At 58.8% G+C, this 14,843-nt stretch carries 17 protein-coding genes; 12 read left to right on the plus strand and 5 right to left on the minus strand.

Going from position 1 to position 14,843, the window contains the following annotated elements; translation table 11 throughout:
• The first annotated feature begins 22 nt into the window (after nucleotides 1–22).
• Together phaZ and ACTG3X_RS04580 are read left to right on the plus strand one after the other, a co-directional pair.
• A complete protein-coding gene (phaZ, locus tag ACTG3X_RS04575; RefSeq protein ID WP_439110056.1) occupies nucleotides 23–1,300 on the plus strand; it encodes a polyhydroxyalkanoate depolymerase in 1,278 nt (425 codons plus the stop codon).
• A 181-nt stretch (nucleotides 1,301–1,481) separates the two neighbouring features.
• A complete protein-coding gene (locus tag ACTG3X_RS04580) occupies nucleotides 1,482–2,282 on the plus strand; it encodes a GNAT family N-acetyltransferase (protein ID WP_439110057.1) in 801 nt (266 codons plus the stop codon).
• A gap of 58 nt (nucleotides 2,283–2,340) precedes the next feature.
• On the opposite strand, the gene ACTG3X_RS04585 is transcribed toward ACTG3X_RS04580, so the two are convergent.
• Both ACTG3X_RS04585 and ACTG3X_RS04590 read right to left on the minus strand, forming a co-directional pair.
• Complete coding sequence (locus tag ACTG3X_RS04585) at nucleotides 2,341–3,054, minus strand: alpha/beta fold hydrolase (protein WP_439110058.1); 714 nt, start codon at nucleotides 3,052–3,054, stop codon at nucleotides 2,341–2,343.
• 87 nt (nucleotides 3,055–3,141) lie between these two features.
• On the minus strand, nucleotides 3,142–3,885 hold the full coding sequence (locus ACTG3X_RS04590) for an alpha/beta hydrolase family protein (RefSeq protein WP_439110059.1): 744 nt from the start codon (nucleotides 3,883–3,885) through the stop codon (nucleotides 3,142–3,144).
• A gap of 169 nt (nucleotides 3,886–4,054) precedes the next feature.
• On the opposite strand from ACTG3X_RS04590, the gene thrS reads away from it, so the two are divergent.
• The 5 genes from thrS to ACTG3X_RS04615 all read left to right on the plus strand — a co-directional run bounded on the left by thrS (nucleotide 4,055) and on the right by ACTG3X_RS04615 (nucleotide 8,731).
• On the plus strand, nucleotides 4,055–6,001 hold the full coding sequence (gene thrS / locus ACTG3X_RS04595; RefSeq protein ID WP_439110060.1) for a threonine--tRNA ligase: 1,947 nt from the start codon (nucleotides 4,055–4,057) through the stop codon (nucleotides 5,999–6,001).
• Between the two features lie 200 nt (nucleotides 6,002–6,201).
• Nucleotides 6,202–6,504 carry a BufA1 family periplasmic bufferin-type metallophore gene (locus tag ACTG3X_RS04600; protein ID WP_439110061.1) on the plus strand — a complete coding sequence of 101 codons (303 nt, stop codon included), beginning with the start codon at nucleotides 6,202–6,204 and terminating at the stop codon, nucleotides 6,502–6,504.
• 57 nt (nucleotides 6,505–6,561) lie between these two features.
• Nucleotides 6,562–7,416 carry an MNIO family bufferin maturase gene (gene bufB, locus ACTG3X_RS04605; protein WP_439110062.1) on the plus strand — a complete coding sequence of 285 codons (855 nt, stop codon included), beginning with the start codon at nucleotides 6,562–6,564 and terminating at the stop codon, nucleotides 7,414–7,416.
• Nucleotides 7,413–8,168 carry an HvfC/BufC family peptide modification chaperone gene (locus ACTG3X_RS04610; RefSeq protein WP_439110063.1) on the plus strand — a complete coding sequence of 252 codons (756 nt, stop codon included), beginning with the start codon at nucleotides 7,413–7,415 and terminating at the stop codon, nucleotides 8,166–8,168. The genes bufB and ACTG3X_RS04610 overlap by 4 nt, the downstream gene beginning before the upstream one ends.
• A gap of 5 nt (nucleotides 8,169–8,173) precedes the next feature.
• A complete protein-coding gene (locus tag ACTG3X_RS04615) occupies nucleotides 8,174–8,731 on the plus strand; it encodes a DoxX family protein (protein WP_439110116.1) in 558 nt (185 codons plus the stop codon).
• Here the strand turns inward: ACTG3X_RS04615 and ACTG3X_RS04620 are convergent.
• Entirely contained in the window at nucleotides 8,710–9,024 is a 315-nt protein-coding gene (locus ACTG3X_RS04620; protein ID WP_439110117.1) for an ArsC/Spx/MgsR family protein, read from the minus strand. The genes ACTG3X_RS04615 and ACTG3X_RS04620 overlap by 22 nt on opposite strands.
• Before the next feature lie 184 nt (nucleotides 9,025–9,208).
• On the opposite strand from ACTG3X_RS04620, the gene ACTG3X_RS04625 reads away from it, so the two are divergent.
• Entirely contained in the window at nucleotides 9,209–9,415 is a 207-nt protein-coding gene (locus tag ACTG3X_RS04625; protein WP_439110064.1) for a cold-shock protein, read from the plus strand.
• A gap of 69 nt (nucleotides 9,416–9,484) precedes the next feature.
• Here ACTG3X_RS04625 and ACTG3X_RS04630 read toward each other — a convergent pair whose 3' ends face one another.
• Nucleotides 9,485–9,775 (minus strand): hypothetical protein, encoded by a 291-nt coding sequence (locus tag ACTG3X_RS04630; protein WP_439110065.1) that lies wholly within the window; start codon nucleotides 9,773–9,775, stop codon nucleotides 9,485–9,487.
• A 235-nt stretch (nucleotides 9,776–10,010) separates the two neighbouring features.
• Nucleotides 10,011–10,916 (minus strand): FAD-dependent thymidylate synthase, encoded by a 906-nt coding sequence (gene thyX / locus ACTG3X_RS04635; protein ID WP_439110066.1) that lies wholly within the window; start codon nucleotides 10,914–10,916, stop codon nucleotides 10,011–10,013.
• Nucleotides 10,917–11,106: 190 nt separating this feature from the next.
• Here thyX and ACTG3X_RS04640 point away from each other — a divergent pair, with 190 nt between their 5' ends.
• From ACTG3X_RS04640 to ACTG3X_RS04655, 4 genes are read left to right on the plus strand one after another with little or no spacing between them, the layout of a single operon-like run.
• Nucleotides 11,107–12,222: a hypothetical protein gene (locus ACTG3X_RS04640; protein ID WP_439110067.1), complete on the plus strand. Its 1,116-nt coding sequence runs from the start codon at nucleotides 11,107–11,109 to the stop codon at nucleotides 12,220–12,222.
• Nucleotides 12,223–12,241: 19 nt separating this feature from the next.
• The gene (locus ACTG3X_RS04645) at nucleotides 12,242–13,621 is read left to right on the plus strand and encodes a tetratricopeptide repeat protein (protein ID WP_439110068.1); all 1,380 of its coding nucleotides are present in this window, start codon (nucleotides 12,242–12,244) and stop codon (nucleotides 13,619–13,621) included.
• 58 nt (nucleotides 13,622–13,679) lie between these two features.
• A complete protein-coding gene (locus ACTG3X_RS04650) occupies nucleotides 13,680–14,108 on the plus strand; it encodes a VOC family protein (RefSeq protein WP_439110069.1) in 429 nt (142 codons plus the stop codon).
• Complete coding sequence (locus tag ACTG3X_RS04655; RefSeq protein WP_439110070.1) at nucleotides 14,108–14,830, plus strand: DUF1194 domain-containing protein; 723 nt, start codon at nucleotides 14,108–14,110, stop codon at nucleotides 14,828–14,830. Before ACTG3X_RS04650 ends, ACTG3X_RS04655 begins: the two co-directional genes overlap by 1 nt.
• The last annotated feature ends 13 nt before the right edge of the window (nucleotides 14,831–14,843 follow it).

Here is a 14,843-nt window from a genome sequence, read left to right on the forward strand (position 1 = left end):
AATGTAAAACGAGGACGCCCACATGCGATATATGGCCAGCTACGACTTCATGGAATCGTTTCGCAATGCCAACCAATGGTTCGGTGCCACGGCCCAGTCTTTTGCATCCTACCCTGCTTTTGCCTTGGCTCCAAACCCTGCTTTTCAGTGGATGGCCGCTTGGGGCGAAGTCACCGAGCGCAGCTTTGAGCGCATGGTCGCCAAGCCTGACTGGGGCATTGACACATTCACCTGCTCCGATGGCAAAGATCACATCGTCAAAGTCGAAAAAGTGGTCGAGCGCCCTTTTGGCGACCTGATCCACTTTAACGTGACAGGCCGCGAAACCGCGCCGCGCAAAGTCCTCGTTGTTGCGCCCATGTCTGGCCACTATGCCACGCTGCTGCGCTCCACCGTGAAAAGCCTCATTCCGGATTGTGAAGTCTACATCACCGACTGGCACAATGCCCGCGACATCCCTGTCTCCGAAGGCAAGTTCGACATTGAAGACTACACGCTCTATCTTGTTGATTTCATGCGCGAACTCGGCCCCGACACCCATGTGATCGCCGTGTGCCAGCCTGTCCCGCTCACCCTTGCCGCCACCGCCTATCTGGCCGAGATCGAGCCCGCGGCACAGCCCCGCTCTCTCACGCTGATCGGGGGCCCTGTTGACCCTGATGCAACCCCGACGGACGTGACAGACTTCGGCCGCCGCGTCACCATGGGCCAGCTTGAAGAAGGCATGATCCAACGGGTCGGCTTCAAATATCAAGGCGCTGGCCGCAAGGTCTATCCGGGCCTGCTGCAGCTCTCTTCGTTCATCTCGATGAACTCCGAGAAGCACATGAAAGCCTTCACCGACCAGATCTCCCGCGTCGCCCATGGCGAAGCCAGCGAGCACGACAAGCACAACAAATTCTACGACGAGTATCTCGCCGTGATGGATATGACCGCCGAGTTCTACCTCTCGACGGTGCACCGCATCTTTAAAGAGCGCGAAATCGCCAAAAACGAATTCGTCGTGGCGGGCCACAAGGTTGATATCGGCAAGATCACGACTGTTGCGGTGAAAACCGTTGAAGGCGAGAAAGATGATATCTCTGCGCCGGGCCAATGCATTGCCGCGCTTGATCTCTGCACAGGTCTGCCTGACAGCAAAAAAGCCTCTCACCTTGAGCCGGGGGCTGGCCACTACGGTATCTTCGCAGGCAAAAGCTGGCGCAACAACATCCGCCCGCTCGTGCTCGACTTTATCGATGCCAACGCAGCCGCGCCCGAAAAGCCCAAGAAGAAGGCCGCAGCCAAGAAAGCGGGCTAAAACAGCAGCCACTCCACCACGCCCAACAGCACCCCACAGGGCAACGCCACCAAGAGCGCCATAAGGGCGGCGCCAAGGGGCGTGAGCCGTGGGGCGGGCAGGCTCTGGCCAAATACTGTTTTCTCGCGGTTCATACCCGCGAGTTAACCACGCATTAGGTTTCTTTTGGCTTAACAGGCCCATGGAAACCGCACAGTCCCTCCAACAATCTGAAGTGTTCAACGCCGCGCTCGCCCGCTTGGGCCGCGCGCCGTCCCGCCTGCCTCTGCCAGACGGGCCAGCCTTCATCCTGCGTCGCTTTGGCCTCTCGCTGGCCACACGGCCCCGCGACTGCCCCAAAGCCTACGCCGCTCTGGCCAAAAAGCGCATCCGCCTCATCAATGCCGAAAGCGAAAGCGCCGCCCTCTCCGAGCTGGGCTACCGCCAGATCTTGCAGCCCGCTCATATCGCCGAGCTACAGCTCTCGCCGCACGAGGCCGCCCTGCGCGCCGCGATGCACCCCAAATGGCGCCGCAGCCTTGCGCGCTTTGAAGCCGATCTTCCCGCGCGCTCTACGCTCAGCCACCGCGCCTTTGACCCAGAGAGAGACGCGTGGCTGCTGAAAGCCGAGGCCAAGCAGGCCCGTGCGCGCCGCTACCGCAGCTACCCCGCCGCCCTCACGCTCGCCATGTCGCAGGCCTCGCCCAAAGCCTTGCGCCTCTTCACACTCAGCCACGACGACAGGCCGCAAGCGGCCATGCTCTTTGTGCTGCATGGCATCCGTGCCACCTATCACATCGGTTGGACAAGTGCCGAAGGCCGGGACCACGGCGCGCATTGGCTGCTCATGTGGAAGGCCATGCGCGAGCTGCCCGCCCGCCGCATCACCGAGCTTGAGCTGGGGCTGATAGACACCGACGATGGCGCGCCGCTGGCCCGCTTCAAGCTCGGCTCAGGTGCCAGACCTCGCAGCCTAGGGGGAACATGGGCGCGGCTCTTTTAGCCCTAAAGCTGTCCATACAGGCTGCCATACAGCTTGCCATACTGGCAGCCACACGCCTTTAACTGCGCAAAACAAAGGGCTGCGTGAGCCAGGCCTCAAGCAAAGCGTTCACCCGATCAGGCGCTTCCAAAGTCGGCAAATGGCCCGCATCCTCCACGATTTCAAGCTTGGCATACGGGATCAGCTCGGCCATGAACTCATGGCGCTTTACAGGCGTCAGCCCGTCATATTCCCCACAGATCACAAGCGCGGGCATCTTGGCCTTCCGCAGCGCCGCCTGCTGGTCGCGCCTGCGCTGTAACGCTCTGATTTGGCGCAAGAAAACCTCAGGCCCGAGGCTCTCGGCCATCGCCTGCACCTCTGCCAGAACAGCCATGCGCCGAGGCCCGGGCGCGAGAAACTCGGGCTTGAGAAAGCCGCGCAAAACATCTGTCATCCGCCCCGCCCTGATCCCCACAATCATCGGCTCATAGGCAGCAGCACTCTGTGGCGTTTCGGCCAGCGGATTGGTGTCCATAAGGCACACCCGCGTCACCCGCTCAGGCGCGCGCCGCAAGATCTCCATGGCCACAATACCGCCCATAGACAGCCCTGCCAGTGCAAATTTTTGTGGTGAATCCAACAAGATAGCCGAAGCGATCTCTTCTATCCGCTCGCCTTGCGACGTGCAGGCAACCATAACATTTCGGCTGCGGCTAAAGTGCTCGACCTGCGGCGCAAACAACCGCGCATCACACATCATACCCGGGACAAACAACAGAGGTTCACGCATTTACAGAAGGCTCCTAACAGAGCGGCAGATTGGCAGAGACACCGCCAAGGTCAACCGCTCAATCGCTCCGTTTTAAAACAACCCGCCTCATCCGCCAGAAGCGATCACATCTTCAACCGCGGCCTCCAAGAGCCCCAGACAGCGCGCATCAGAAAAGCGGTGGTCGGCCTCCTTTACCAGTGTCAGGCGGATATCATCGCCTTGGGCATGCTCCAAAAGCCGCACAGCCGTTGCAACACTCACAGCCGTATCCGCCGTGCCCTGCAAGAACCGCGTCGGAAACGGCAGCACCAGGTTTTCACGCAAAACCAGATGCTTACGCCCATCCTCGATCATCCGCTTGGTGATGATGTAGGGGTCCATATAATCAGAGGGCAGCTCGACATGGCCCACCGCCTCAAGCGCGGCCTTCTGTGCATCGGTAAAGCTGGCCCAATAGCCGTCCTCGGTAAAATCAGGTGCCGCCGCAATGGTCACCAGCCCCATCAGCCGCTCAGGCACCGCCCGCGCCAGCAAAAGCGCCTGCCAGCCCCCCATGGAAGAGCCGACCACAAGCAGCGGCCCCTCTGTCAGAGCTTCGATTGCAGCTAAAGTGTCTTCATGCCAGTCGCCAATGCAGCCCTCTTCAAAGCGCCCGCCACTTTCGCCATGGCCCGAATAGTCAAACCGCAAAAAAGCATGGCCCTGCGCCTTGGCCCAAGCTTCAAGGTGAATGGCTTTCGTGCCCTCCATATCCGATTTCAGCCCCCCGCAGAACACAATTGTGGGCGCGCGCCCCTCGGTTTTGTGATAGGCAATCTCGCGGCCTTGAGCTGTCTTGATCTGTGGCACGTTACGGGCCTCCCTTTCCTCAGTTGCACACAGTTTGCCCTGCCGTGGCCAGCGCGGCAACCGTCTTTGGCCTGCCTTGACAAGCCCATCCCAAAAGCGCAAACCACGCCCCGAACCATACCCGCAACCGGGCGCTTTCGTGGGCGCCAAACTGACGAGGAGCTAGGCTATGAGCCAGATTTCCCTTACCCTTCCCGATGGCAATTCACGCAGCTACGCAGCTGGAATCACAGCTGGCGAAGTTGCGGCTGATATTTCCACAAGCCTTGGCAAAAAGGCTATTTCAGCCACAGTCAACGGCCAGCACTTTGATCTGGCATGGCCGATTGAAGCCGATGCCGACATCGCCATCCACACACTCAAAGATGAAGACCAAGCCAACGAGCTGATCCGCCACGACTTTGCCCACGTCATGGCGCGTGCGGTGCAAGAGCTCTGGCCAGATGTCAAAGTGACAATCGGCCCGGTCATCGACAACGGCTGGTACTATGACTTTGACCGCGAAGAGAGCTTCACACCTGAAGACCTCGGCGCGATCGAGAAAAAGATGAAAGAAATCATCAATCTGCGTGACACCGTCCGCACAGAGATCTGGCCGCGCGACAAGGCCATCCAGCACTACAAAGACAAGGGCGAGCCCTTCAAGGTCGAGCTGATTGACAGCATCCCCGGCAACGAACCGCTGCGCATGTATTGGCATGGCGAGTGGCAAGACCTCTGCCGCGGCCCGCATTTGCAACACACAGGCCAGCTGCCCGCCGATGCTTTCAAGCTCATGAGCGTTGCCGGGGCCTACTGGCGCGGCGACAGCAAGCGCGAGATGCTCCAGCGCATCTATGGCGTGGCCTTCACAGGCAAGGAAAAGCTCAAAGCCTACCTGCATATGCTTGAAGAAGCCGCCCTGCGCGACCATCGCAAACTGGGCCGCGAGATGGACTTGTTCCACATGCAGGAAGAGGCCCCCGGCCAGATCTTCTGGCACCCCAACGGCTGGACTGTCTACACCACTTTGCAAGACTACATGCGTCGCCAGCAACGCAAAGGTGGCTATGTCGAGGTGAACACCCCCCAAGTGGTGGATCGCAAGCTCTGGGAGGCCTCGGGCCACTGGGAGAAGTATCAGGAGAATATGTTCATCGTCGAGGTTGATGAAGAGCACGCCCGCGAAAAAGCTGTCAACGCGCTCAAGCCGATGAACTGCCCCTGCCACGTGCAAATCTTCAACCAGGGCCTGAAAAGCTACCGCGATCTGCCCCTGCGCATGGCAGAGTTCGGCTCTTGCAACCGCTATGAGCCCTCGGGCGCGCTGCACGGGATCATGCGGGTGCGTGGCTTTACCCAAGACGATGGGCACATCTTCTGCACCGAAGAGCAGATCGAGAGCGAAACAGCTGATTTCATCAACTTCTTGTCGATGATCTACAAAGACCTCGGCTTTGAGAACTTCTCCGTGAAGTTCTCTGACCGCCCCGAAACACGTGCAGGCTCTGATGAAGTCTGGGACAAGGCCGAAGCTGCCCTGCTTTCAGCCACCCGCGCCGCAGGCATCGAGCCTGAGCTGAACCCGGGCGAAGGTGCCTTCTACGGCCCCAAGCTCGAGTTTGTGCTCACCGATGCAATCGGACGTGACTGGCAATGTGGCACCCATCAGGTTGACTTCGTTCTGCCCGAGCGGCTCGATGCCACCTACATTGGCAAAGACGGGGATAAACACCGCCCCGTCATGCTGCACCGCGCAACGCTTGGCTCCTTTGAGCGCTTCATCGGTATTCTGATTGAAGAGCACGCGGGCAAGCTCCCCTTCTGGCTTGCGCCACGTCAGGTTGTCGTTGCGACCATCGTGTCCGATGCTAATGACTACGCTCATGAAGTGGTTGCAGCCCTGCGCGCCGCTGGTGTGCGTGCCGAAGCTGACGTGCGCAACGAAAAGATCAACTACAAGGTCCGCGAGCACAGCCTTGGCAAAGTCCCCGTGATCCTTGCTGTCGGTCACCGCGAAGTTGAGGAGCGTACCCTCACCGTGCGCCGCCTCGGTGAAAAACAGACAAGTGTTACAAGTCTGGATGATATCGTGAGCACGCTGGCCAAATCGGCCACACCGCCCGATCTTCTGTAACAATTGATCCAAATCCAGAGAGCAGGCGTAGCAAATAGCGCCTGCTCTTGAAATGTTTCCCCCTCAGAGCCGCTCAAAACGCTCACAGAAGCTCTCATCTGCGTGACACACGCGCCCGTGAGTGGCTTGCGAGCGCATCCTCCCTCTAGGTTTGTCTCACCGCACAACGCGGTCTGATTTTAACGTAAAGGGAGTTCCCAATGTCCAAATTTATGAAATCCGTCGCCGTCGCAGGCGCAGTTGCCGCAGCCCTCAGTGCCCACGGCACAGCCGCCTCAGCCATGGAAAAAGAGAAGTGCTTTGGCGTTTCGCTCGCAGGTGCAAATGACTGTGCCGCAGGCCCGGGCACAACCTGCGCAGGCTCTTCAACAGTTGATTACCAAGGCAATGCCTGGACGCTCGTTGACTCAGGCACATGCATGGACATCGAGCTGCCAGCCATGGCTGATGGCGAAATGCGCAAAGGCTCGCTCGAAGCCCTTGAGCGCGATCTGCCAGCATAAACCACACGGGAGGGCCACCACCACGGCCCTCCCAAAACTGTTCTTTGGAGTGTCCTTATGTTTGATCAACGCCCTGACAACCGCCTGCCCAACCGCTCAGGTCTTGGCTACAAACCGCAACACTATAGCGCGATCATGGACAGCCCCACATCTGTTGGCTGGTTTGAGGTTCACGCCGAAAACTATATGGGCCAAGGGGGCCGCCCGCTGGCACAGCTGCGCGCTTTGTCCGAGCGCTTCCCCATGTCCGTGCATGGCGTCGGCCTCTCGATTGGTGGAGAAGGCCCCCTTGATAAAGAGCACCTCGCCCGCCTCAAACACCTCTGCGACTGGCTCAACCCCGCCAGTTTTTCAGAACATCTGGCATGGTCGTCACACGACAGCGCCTTTCTCAACGATCTTTTGCCACTGCCCTACAACAGCGCCACCCTCACCCGCGTCGCGGCACATATAAATGAGGTACAAGACACGCTCGGCCGCCAAATGCTGCTGGAGAACCCCTCCTCCTACCTCGCCTTTGACGCCTCAGATATGAGCGAAACCGACTTTCTGCGCGCGCTCAGCACGCGCACAGGCTGCGGGCTACTGCTGGATGTGAACAACGTCTTTGTCTCCGCCACCAACCTTGGCTACAGCCCGCAAGGCTACATCGACGACTACCCGCTCGCAAACGTGCATGAAATCCACCTTGGTGGCCATGATGAAGACGAGGATGATGCTGGCCGCCCCCTGCTGATTGATAGCCATGGCAACGAAGTCGCCGACCCTGTCTGGGCCTTGCTCGACTATACGCTTGAGCGCGCAGGCCCGCGCCCCCTGCTCATCGAATGGGACAATGACGTCCCCGAATGGAACGTGCTGGCCGCCGAAGCAGCACGCGCCGAAGCCGCGCTTCAAAAGGCGACCGCATGAGCCAGCTCACCTTCTCTCACGCGCTCCTTGCGCCAGACCAGCCCGTTCCAGACGGCCTCTCAGACGGCCAAGGCGCGCCCGCAGGCAAGCGCTTTGCAGTATATCGCAACAATGTCACCGTCTCGCTGATTGACGCTCTGGAAGCGGGCTTTCCTGTGGTCGCAAAGCTCATAGGCACGGAGAACTTTCGCAACATCGCCCGCGAATACTTGCGCGCCGAGCCGCCCACCTCTCCTGTGATGATGCTGTACGGTGCCGGCTTTGCGGCTTTTCTTGCAGGCTTTCCGCCCCTCGCCAAATACGCCTATTTGCCCGATGTCGCACGGCTCGAATTTGCCCTGCGCGAAAGCTACCATGCCGCCGATGCAGCGCCGATAGCCCCCGAGGCTCTGGCCCAGTTTGCCCCGGAAACGCTTGGTCGCCTACGCCTTGTCCTTGCGCCAGCGCTGCGCCTTCTGCGCTCGCCTTGGCCGATTTATGCGCTCTGGCTTTACAACACCCAAGACAGCGCCCCCAAGCCGCAGGCAGGCGCGCAATCTGTGCTCATAACGCGCAGCGCCTATGACCCCGAGCCGCAGCTTTTGCCCCCTGGAGCCGCACCCTTCATCATGGCGCTTCAGGCGGGGCAGACGCTCGAAAACGCAGCCGAAGCCGCCGAAGACGCAACAGCAGAGTTTGATCTCAGCCACACCTTAGGGCTACTCCTGAGCACCCAAAGCATTGTTGAACTTATACATGAGGAACAGCCGTGAATTATTTGATAAATATATACAAAAATACATCTGAAATCCTGCAAAATACATCTGGCGGAGCGTTACCCCTGCTGGCGCGCTTCACCTTCGCCGCCGTGCTTCTGCACTACTTTATCGCCTCAGGCCTCACCAAACTGGGCGATGGGCTTTTCGGCTTTCTCACCCCCTCGGTCGGCGCCTATGCGCAAATATTTCCCAAGGCGATGGAAGCTGTCACCTACGACATCAGCCAGCTCACCGTGTTTCACTGGGCCGTCGTCACAGGCGGCACACTTGCCGAGTTCGCGCTGCCTGCTCTGATCGTGATCGGCCTTTTTACCCGCCTCGCCGCACTCGGAATGATCGGCTTTGTTGTGGTCCAGTCCCTGACCGATCTCTACGGCCACGGCGGGATAGAGCACCAAGGCACGCTCGGCGCATGGTTTGACAAAGCCTCCGACAGCCTCATCCTGGATCAACGCGCGCTTTGGGTCTTTTTGCTCATCACACTGGTGGTGCAAGGCGGCGGCTGGCTCTCGGCCGACCGCGCCCTGTGGAGGGCTTACAGCCCGAGCGCGGCCTGAGTGTCTTTGCCCCAGCCCAGATAGAGCGCCTCGCCCGCCTCTATCAAAGGGCGCTTCATAAGAGCAGGATGCGCCGCAATCAGATCCAGCGGCGCGCCCGCACGCTCAGCCTCGCTCAGCCCCCGCCAAGTGGTGGAGCGCGTGTTCAAGATCGCCTCGCCAAACTGTGCCTCAGCCCGCTCAAGCAACCCTTCAGGCAAGCCCGCCTCGCGCACATCAACCAGCTCTGCCCCCTCAAGCGCCTTGAGCGCTTTGCGGCAGGTATCGCAGTTTTTCAGCCCGTAAATCTTCATCACAGTTTTCTCCGAATCTCTAAATTCATTTGATTTTTACAAAATATGTGTAACGCTTGCGCCAGTGACTTTCTATTTCTGACTTCCGCCCAGTCACCCTGACGGAGCCACGAGATCGTGAGTGACGACAGGTATATGGGGCCTGCCTGAAAAGGCTCCGCCAAAGGGAAGAAGGAGAAGCGGCATGCCAAACGGCACCGTGAAGTGGTTCAACACAACAAAAGGTTTCGGTTTTATTGCGCCAGATGATGGCGGCAAAGATGTCTTCGTTCACATCTCGGCTGTCGAGCGCTCGGGCCTCACAGGCCTCGCTGATGATCAGAAAGTGACATTTGATCTCGAAGATGGCCGCGATGGCCGCCAAATGGCGACCAATATCAAACCGGCCTAAAGCGAAACATCATACAAAAACGGCGCGGAAAGCTCATCTTTCCGCGCCGTTTCGTTTATCTGTCAGAGCTTAGTAGCAGCCTTTTTCACCCTCAATACACGTGTCGCGCGGCACATGGCGCACAACGCGCTTCTTGTAGGTCGTTTTATGCGTCTTGGCGGGGTGCGCCATCATTGAGGAATAGCTCACGTTCTGGTTCGGCGTGCCACAGCAGATCACCCCACCCATCACAATCGGCGAAAGCCCCGTGGGGCAATTGTTGGCGCCATGATAAGGATATGTCGGCATGAGATCGCTCGCCATGGCTGGCGCGCCCATGAGCGCAACGAAAGCAGCTCCAATTACAACTTTAGAATTCATAACAAGTCCCTTACCCAAAATGTTGTATCTTATTTCCCCCAAGCTACCAAACCGAGCAAAAAGGTCAATTGAAAAGCTCCGCCCTTGCCGCCAGCACAAAGGCTTCGCCCACCAGCAAACAGTCTTGCCCCGCAGACTGCACGGCAAACAGGCGCTTTTCAAACGCCAAGTACATCAGATTGATATCACAGTTTAAGCAACTGGCCCGCCTGTAAGGGCCACAGGCCAGCCCTCTTCAGTCTAGCAGCGCCTGAAACTCGCGCCACTCGCCTTTGCTCATCCCTGAGGCTTCCTGGCTCACCTCTTCGCCCTTGAGCATCCGCTTGATCACGTCCAGCGCCTTGCCTGACAGCGTCGCGCCCCCCATGCGGTAGTCTTCAAAGGCGCTGTAGGCCGCAGGCACCCAATCGGCAACCAGCTTGCAAATCTCGTCTGCATAGACGCGGATTTCATACTGCGCATGCGCATCCGCGCGCAGCCTCAGGAAGTGCAGCAGGTTGTGCAAATCGACCTTCCAGTACCACTGCGTATAGATGTTTGCGGGCAGGTTCATCCGCGCAAGCTCGCGTGCAAGCCCCTGCTGGCCCTCATCCGAGATCATCGCTTCATAGTGGTCATAGGCGCGCGCCGAATCTGCCTTGAGATACTCAAGCACCCGTGCCGCCTCTTCGCCTGTCAGGGCTTCGCCACGGCCTTGGTTGTTCACCACAGATTGTGCCGCAAGCTGCTCAGGCGCCGGAATATAGAATTCGCGGTCCAGAATAGAGTACCGCGCCGAATATTCGTTCACATTGGCCGTGCGGTGGCGGATCCACTGACGCGCCACAAACACAGGCAGCTTCACATGCAGCTTGATTTCGCACATTTCAAACGGTGTCGAATGCCAGTGGCGCATGAGATAGCGGATCAGCCCCTCATCGTTCTGAACACTCTTTGTGCCCTTGCCATAGCTCACCCGTGCGGCCTGACAGATCGCCGCATCATCGCCCATATAGTCGACAACGCGAACAAACCCGTGGTCGAGCACAGGATAGGCTTTGTAAAGATGTGCCTCCATCCCCTCACTCACCGCGCGCAATGTCGGCGCGGATGTGCTGCGCAATGTCTCGATTTCGGCCTGCTGGTCTGGTGTCAGAGACATTGGAGATCCTTCCTGAGGGGCTGTGAGTCGTGGCGCACTATATCTTGCGAAACCCTCAAATTGGAACACTAGAAAAAGCGCGAAAATGCCACGGGCTAAAATTCATATCAAAAGGACCAATCACTCTGATTGACAAGTTGTCGCGAAAGTTTGATTTTTAAGCCAAAAGATATATCGAGGGTCACTTATTATGAAACGCTTCCTACCAGCCATGGCCGTCGCTGGCCTGCTCAGCGCGTGCAGCGGCGACGGGACCAACCCGTTTGATGAACCCGTTGACCCAGAGGCAGACCCTAGCACCGTGAACAGCAAGTTTGTTTTTGACTTGGAAGACAAGCTCACAATGAACGCGGTGACCTATGATGCCGATGACAATGTCTTGCTGATCAACAACCTGCCGTTTGATGGCCCAGGCCAGCGCTACGAGTACCGCCGCACACAAGGCAACGTTGATATCTACCGAAGCATTCAGACCCCCACCACAGGTCAGGTCCGCAGCTACGCAGTCTTCATGAAAAACGATGATGCCGAAGTCACCGCCGCCGTGGGCGAACGCTGGATTGATTTTGGCTATGCAGGGGCCAACGTAAAGCGCGACGCCTTCAATCTCCCGTCGGGCGTGGGCGAATATCTTTATCTGGGGTCCTACGGCGCTGTCCGCACGCGTAACGACGGCGCAAGCCTTGAGATCGTGACAGGCAGTGCAGAACTTTACCTTGATGTGCTCGACTTTGACAATCTGCCCGTTGGCACAGAGGGAGAGACAATCGAAGGTGCCATCGTCGGTAACATTCGCAATCGCTTGCGCACAGATGCCGCTGGCAATCTCATCGCGCAACCTCTGCCCGATATTTCTCTAGTCCTTGTGCAATATGATCCTGAAACAGGACAATTTGACGAGGGTGATGTGCTCACAAGTTTCGACGGCAACATCCGCGATGCCGGAAAATGGGGCGGGCTGATTTCTGGCGGTTCAGGGGAGACAATTGGTGCTCACCTTGTCATGACAGGCACAGCCGAAATGCAGAATGTCCGCTACGAAGTCATCCAATGGACCGATCCTGCGACAGGTGATACGGGTACAGAATTCGGCTACAACGCCGATGCTGACTTCAACAGAATCCTGATCGACGTGAATAACGGCGAAGCCGTGCCAACACAGCTGGCTGACCGTTCAGGCATTCCGGCAGGCGCGACAATCGTATCCACGTTTGACTCGATCACCTTCGAAAGCGCTGCCGATGCGCGAGAGGTGGGTGTGATTTTGACCGAACAACAACCAACCGACCTCACCCCCATCCCGTAAGCAGATGGGCACATGCCAGATGTCTTTTCTGAGCCATAGCTTAACAGCGCTGAGAGCCGCCTGTCTGGCCGCGGGCTTGCTCACAGCACCTGCTGTGCTGGCCGAGGAGGCCCCGACAAGCCTCACACTGCCCGAGGCGCGCAGCTTTGCGCTCGGGCTGCTGAAGCAAGGCCAGCCGCGTGCCGCCCGCGCCATCGCCATTGGGCTTTTGCGCAAAGACAGCCGCGACATCCTTGCGCTCATGGTGCTGGCTGAAGCCGAGCGCGCTCTGGGCCGCCCCACCAAGGCCAAATTTGCCGCCCGCCGCGCATGGCGCTCAAGCGACAATGAGAAAGAACGCTTCGCAGCCGCCTTTGCCATGTCCAACATCCTGAAAGATGAAGAGAAGTTCGGCCAAGCCCAAATCTGGCTGCGCCGCGCGGGCCAAGCCACAGACGAGCCGCGCTTTGAACACGCCGCGCGCAGCGAGTTCCGCCGCATGAAGGCCGCCAACCCATGGAGCCTGAGCTTTGGCTTTACCGTTGCCCCGACATCCAATGTCAACGGCGGCCCCAATGACAACACATACACGATCGGCGACCTTGTTTTTGTAGATCCGACAGCCGTGCCGCTCTCGGGCCTTGAGATTGGCGCACGCCTCAACGTGACACGCCGGCTCGCCCCTGCTGACTGGGGCCGCGTCAGCTTTGGCATCAGCTATGACGAGCGCCGCTACATTCTCTCAAGTGCAGCCAAAGCCGCCGTTCCCACAGCCAGCGGCGAGGATTACGGCTTTGCCGCGCTTGAAGCCACGCTCAAGTTCGAGTTTGACGGCGCCAGCGAGGCCGCACTCACAACCGCGGAGCTCAGCTTGGCACAAAACTGGCAGGCCAACGCAGAGATCGCCCATAGCTATAAGCTGTTCTTGGGCCGTCAGGTACAAACAAAGCGCTTTGCGCGCGTCGGCTATGGCGTCAGCTTCCAGGACCAAACCCGCACAGACAGGCCGCTGCGCTCCACCAAAAGTTACACCGTTGATGGCTTTGCCCTCCAGCAGCTACAAAACAAAAGCCTGCTGCGCTATGGCGTCGCGCTCACGAAAGTTGACAGCGCCTCAAGCGACATGGCCCACAAAGCGGCGACACTCTCGCTCTCATACCTGCCCGCAAAGCCTCTTTTCAGCGCGCAAGCCACCTTCTCGGGCCTGCTGCAACTGCGCGCCTATGACAAGCTGCGCTTTGGCACCTCTGTGCGCAGCGACCAAAAGGCAGCGCTTTCCGCCAATTTTGTCTTCAACAAAGTCGATTATATGGGGTTTTCGCCCTCTCTCACGCTGAACGCCACGCGCAACATCTCCAACAAGACCTTCTATGACACGCAGGAGTTTGGCCTCAGCCTTGGCATAAAATCCACGTTCTAGCCTTGGCGCGCGCAAAAATTGCGCTACTCTGGCCCCCAAACGCAACAGGAGCTGCCAGATGAAAGTCACCTATCTACACACCATGGTGCGCGTCAAAGACCTTGACGCCTCGATCCGTTTTTACGAGCTGATCGGCCTTGAAAAGACCCGCCACTACGACAGTGAGCAAGGCCGCTTTTCGCTTATCTTCATGGCCCCTCCCGGTCAGCCCGAGTGCCCCGTCGAGCTCACTTATAACTGGGATGGCGACGATGAGCTGCCCTCCGACAGCCGCCATTTCGGCCACCTCGCTTATGAAGTCGAGAACATCTACGACATGTGCCAGCACCTCATGGACAACGGCATCACAATCAACCGCCCCCCTCGCGACGGGCGCATGGCCTTTGTGCGCTCGCCTGACAATATCTCCATCGAGTTCCTGCAAGCTGGCGAGCCTCTGGCCCCCGCCGAGCCGTGGAGCAGCATGGAAAACACAGGCCACTGGTGATGCGCCGCTGGCTGGCAGCCCTCGCTCTTGCCGCCCTGCCTCAGGCAGGCGCGGCGCAAGACGACGGCTGCCGCCTCGCGCTTGTCTTGGCGATTGATGTCTCCTCATCAGTCGATGACGGCGAATATGCCTTGCAAAAGGGCGGCCTCGCGGCGGCCCTCATCGCGCCCGATGTCGTGCGCGCCTTTCTGGCCTCGCCCCGCCCTGTCGCGCTCAACATTTTTGAATGGTCAGGCCGCTACAATCAGGTCAGCGTGCAAGACTGGGTGCTCATCCGCTCCCGCGCCCACTTGCTCTATGTGGCCGAAAACGTCGCCCGCTTTGAGCGCAGCTACAACGAATTTCCCACAGCCATGGGCTACGCACTCGGCCATGCCGCAAAAGAGCTGGAGCGCGGCCCGCCCTGTGACGCCAAAACAGTCGATATCTCCGGCGATGGCATCAACAACGAGGGCTTTCGCCCGCCAAACGCTTATAATGCGTTCAACTTTGCAGGTGTCACCGTGAATGGCCTCGTCATCAATGGCGCCGACCATGAAGGCGAAACCAACCTCATCCCCTTTTACCAGGACGAAGTGCTCCATGGCCCCGGAGCCTTTCTGGAAGTCGCGCAAGGCTTTCGCGACTTTGAGCGCGCTATGCGCCGCAAGCTGGAACGAGAAGTTGCCCCCGGGCTGATCGGGGTTCTGCCTGCGCGCGGGGTTGATCCGCACAACGGCTGAAGCACGCGCAAAA

It is taken from the genome of Lentibacter sp. (assembly GCF_965658795.1).
Lineage (GTDB): Bacteria > Pseudomonadota > Alphaproteobacteria > Rhodobacterales > Rhodobacteraceae > Lentibacter.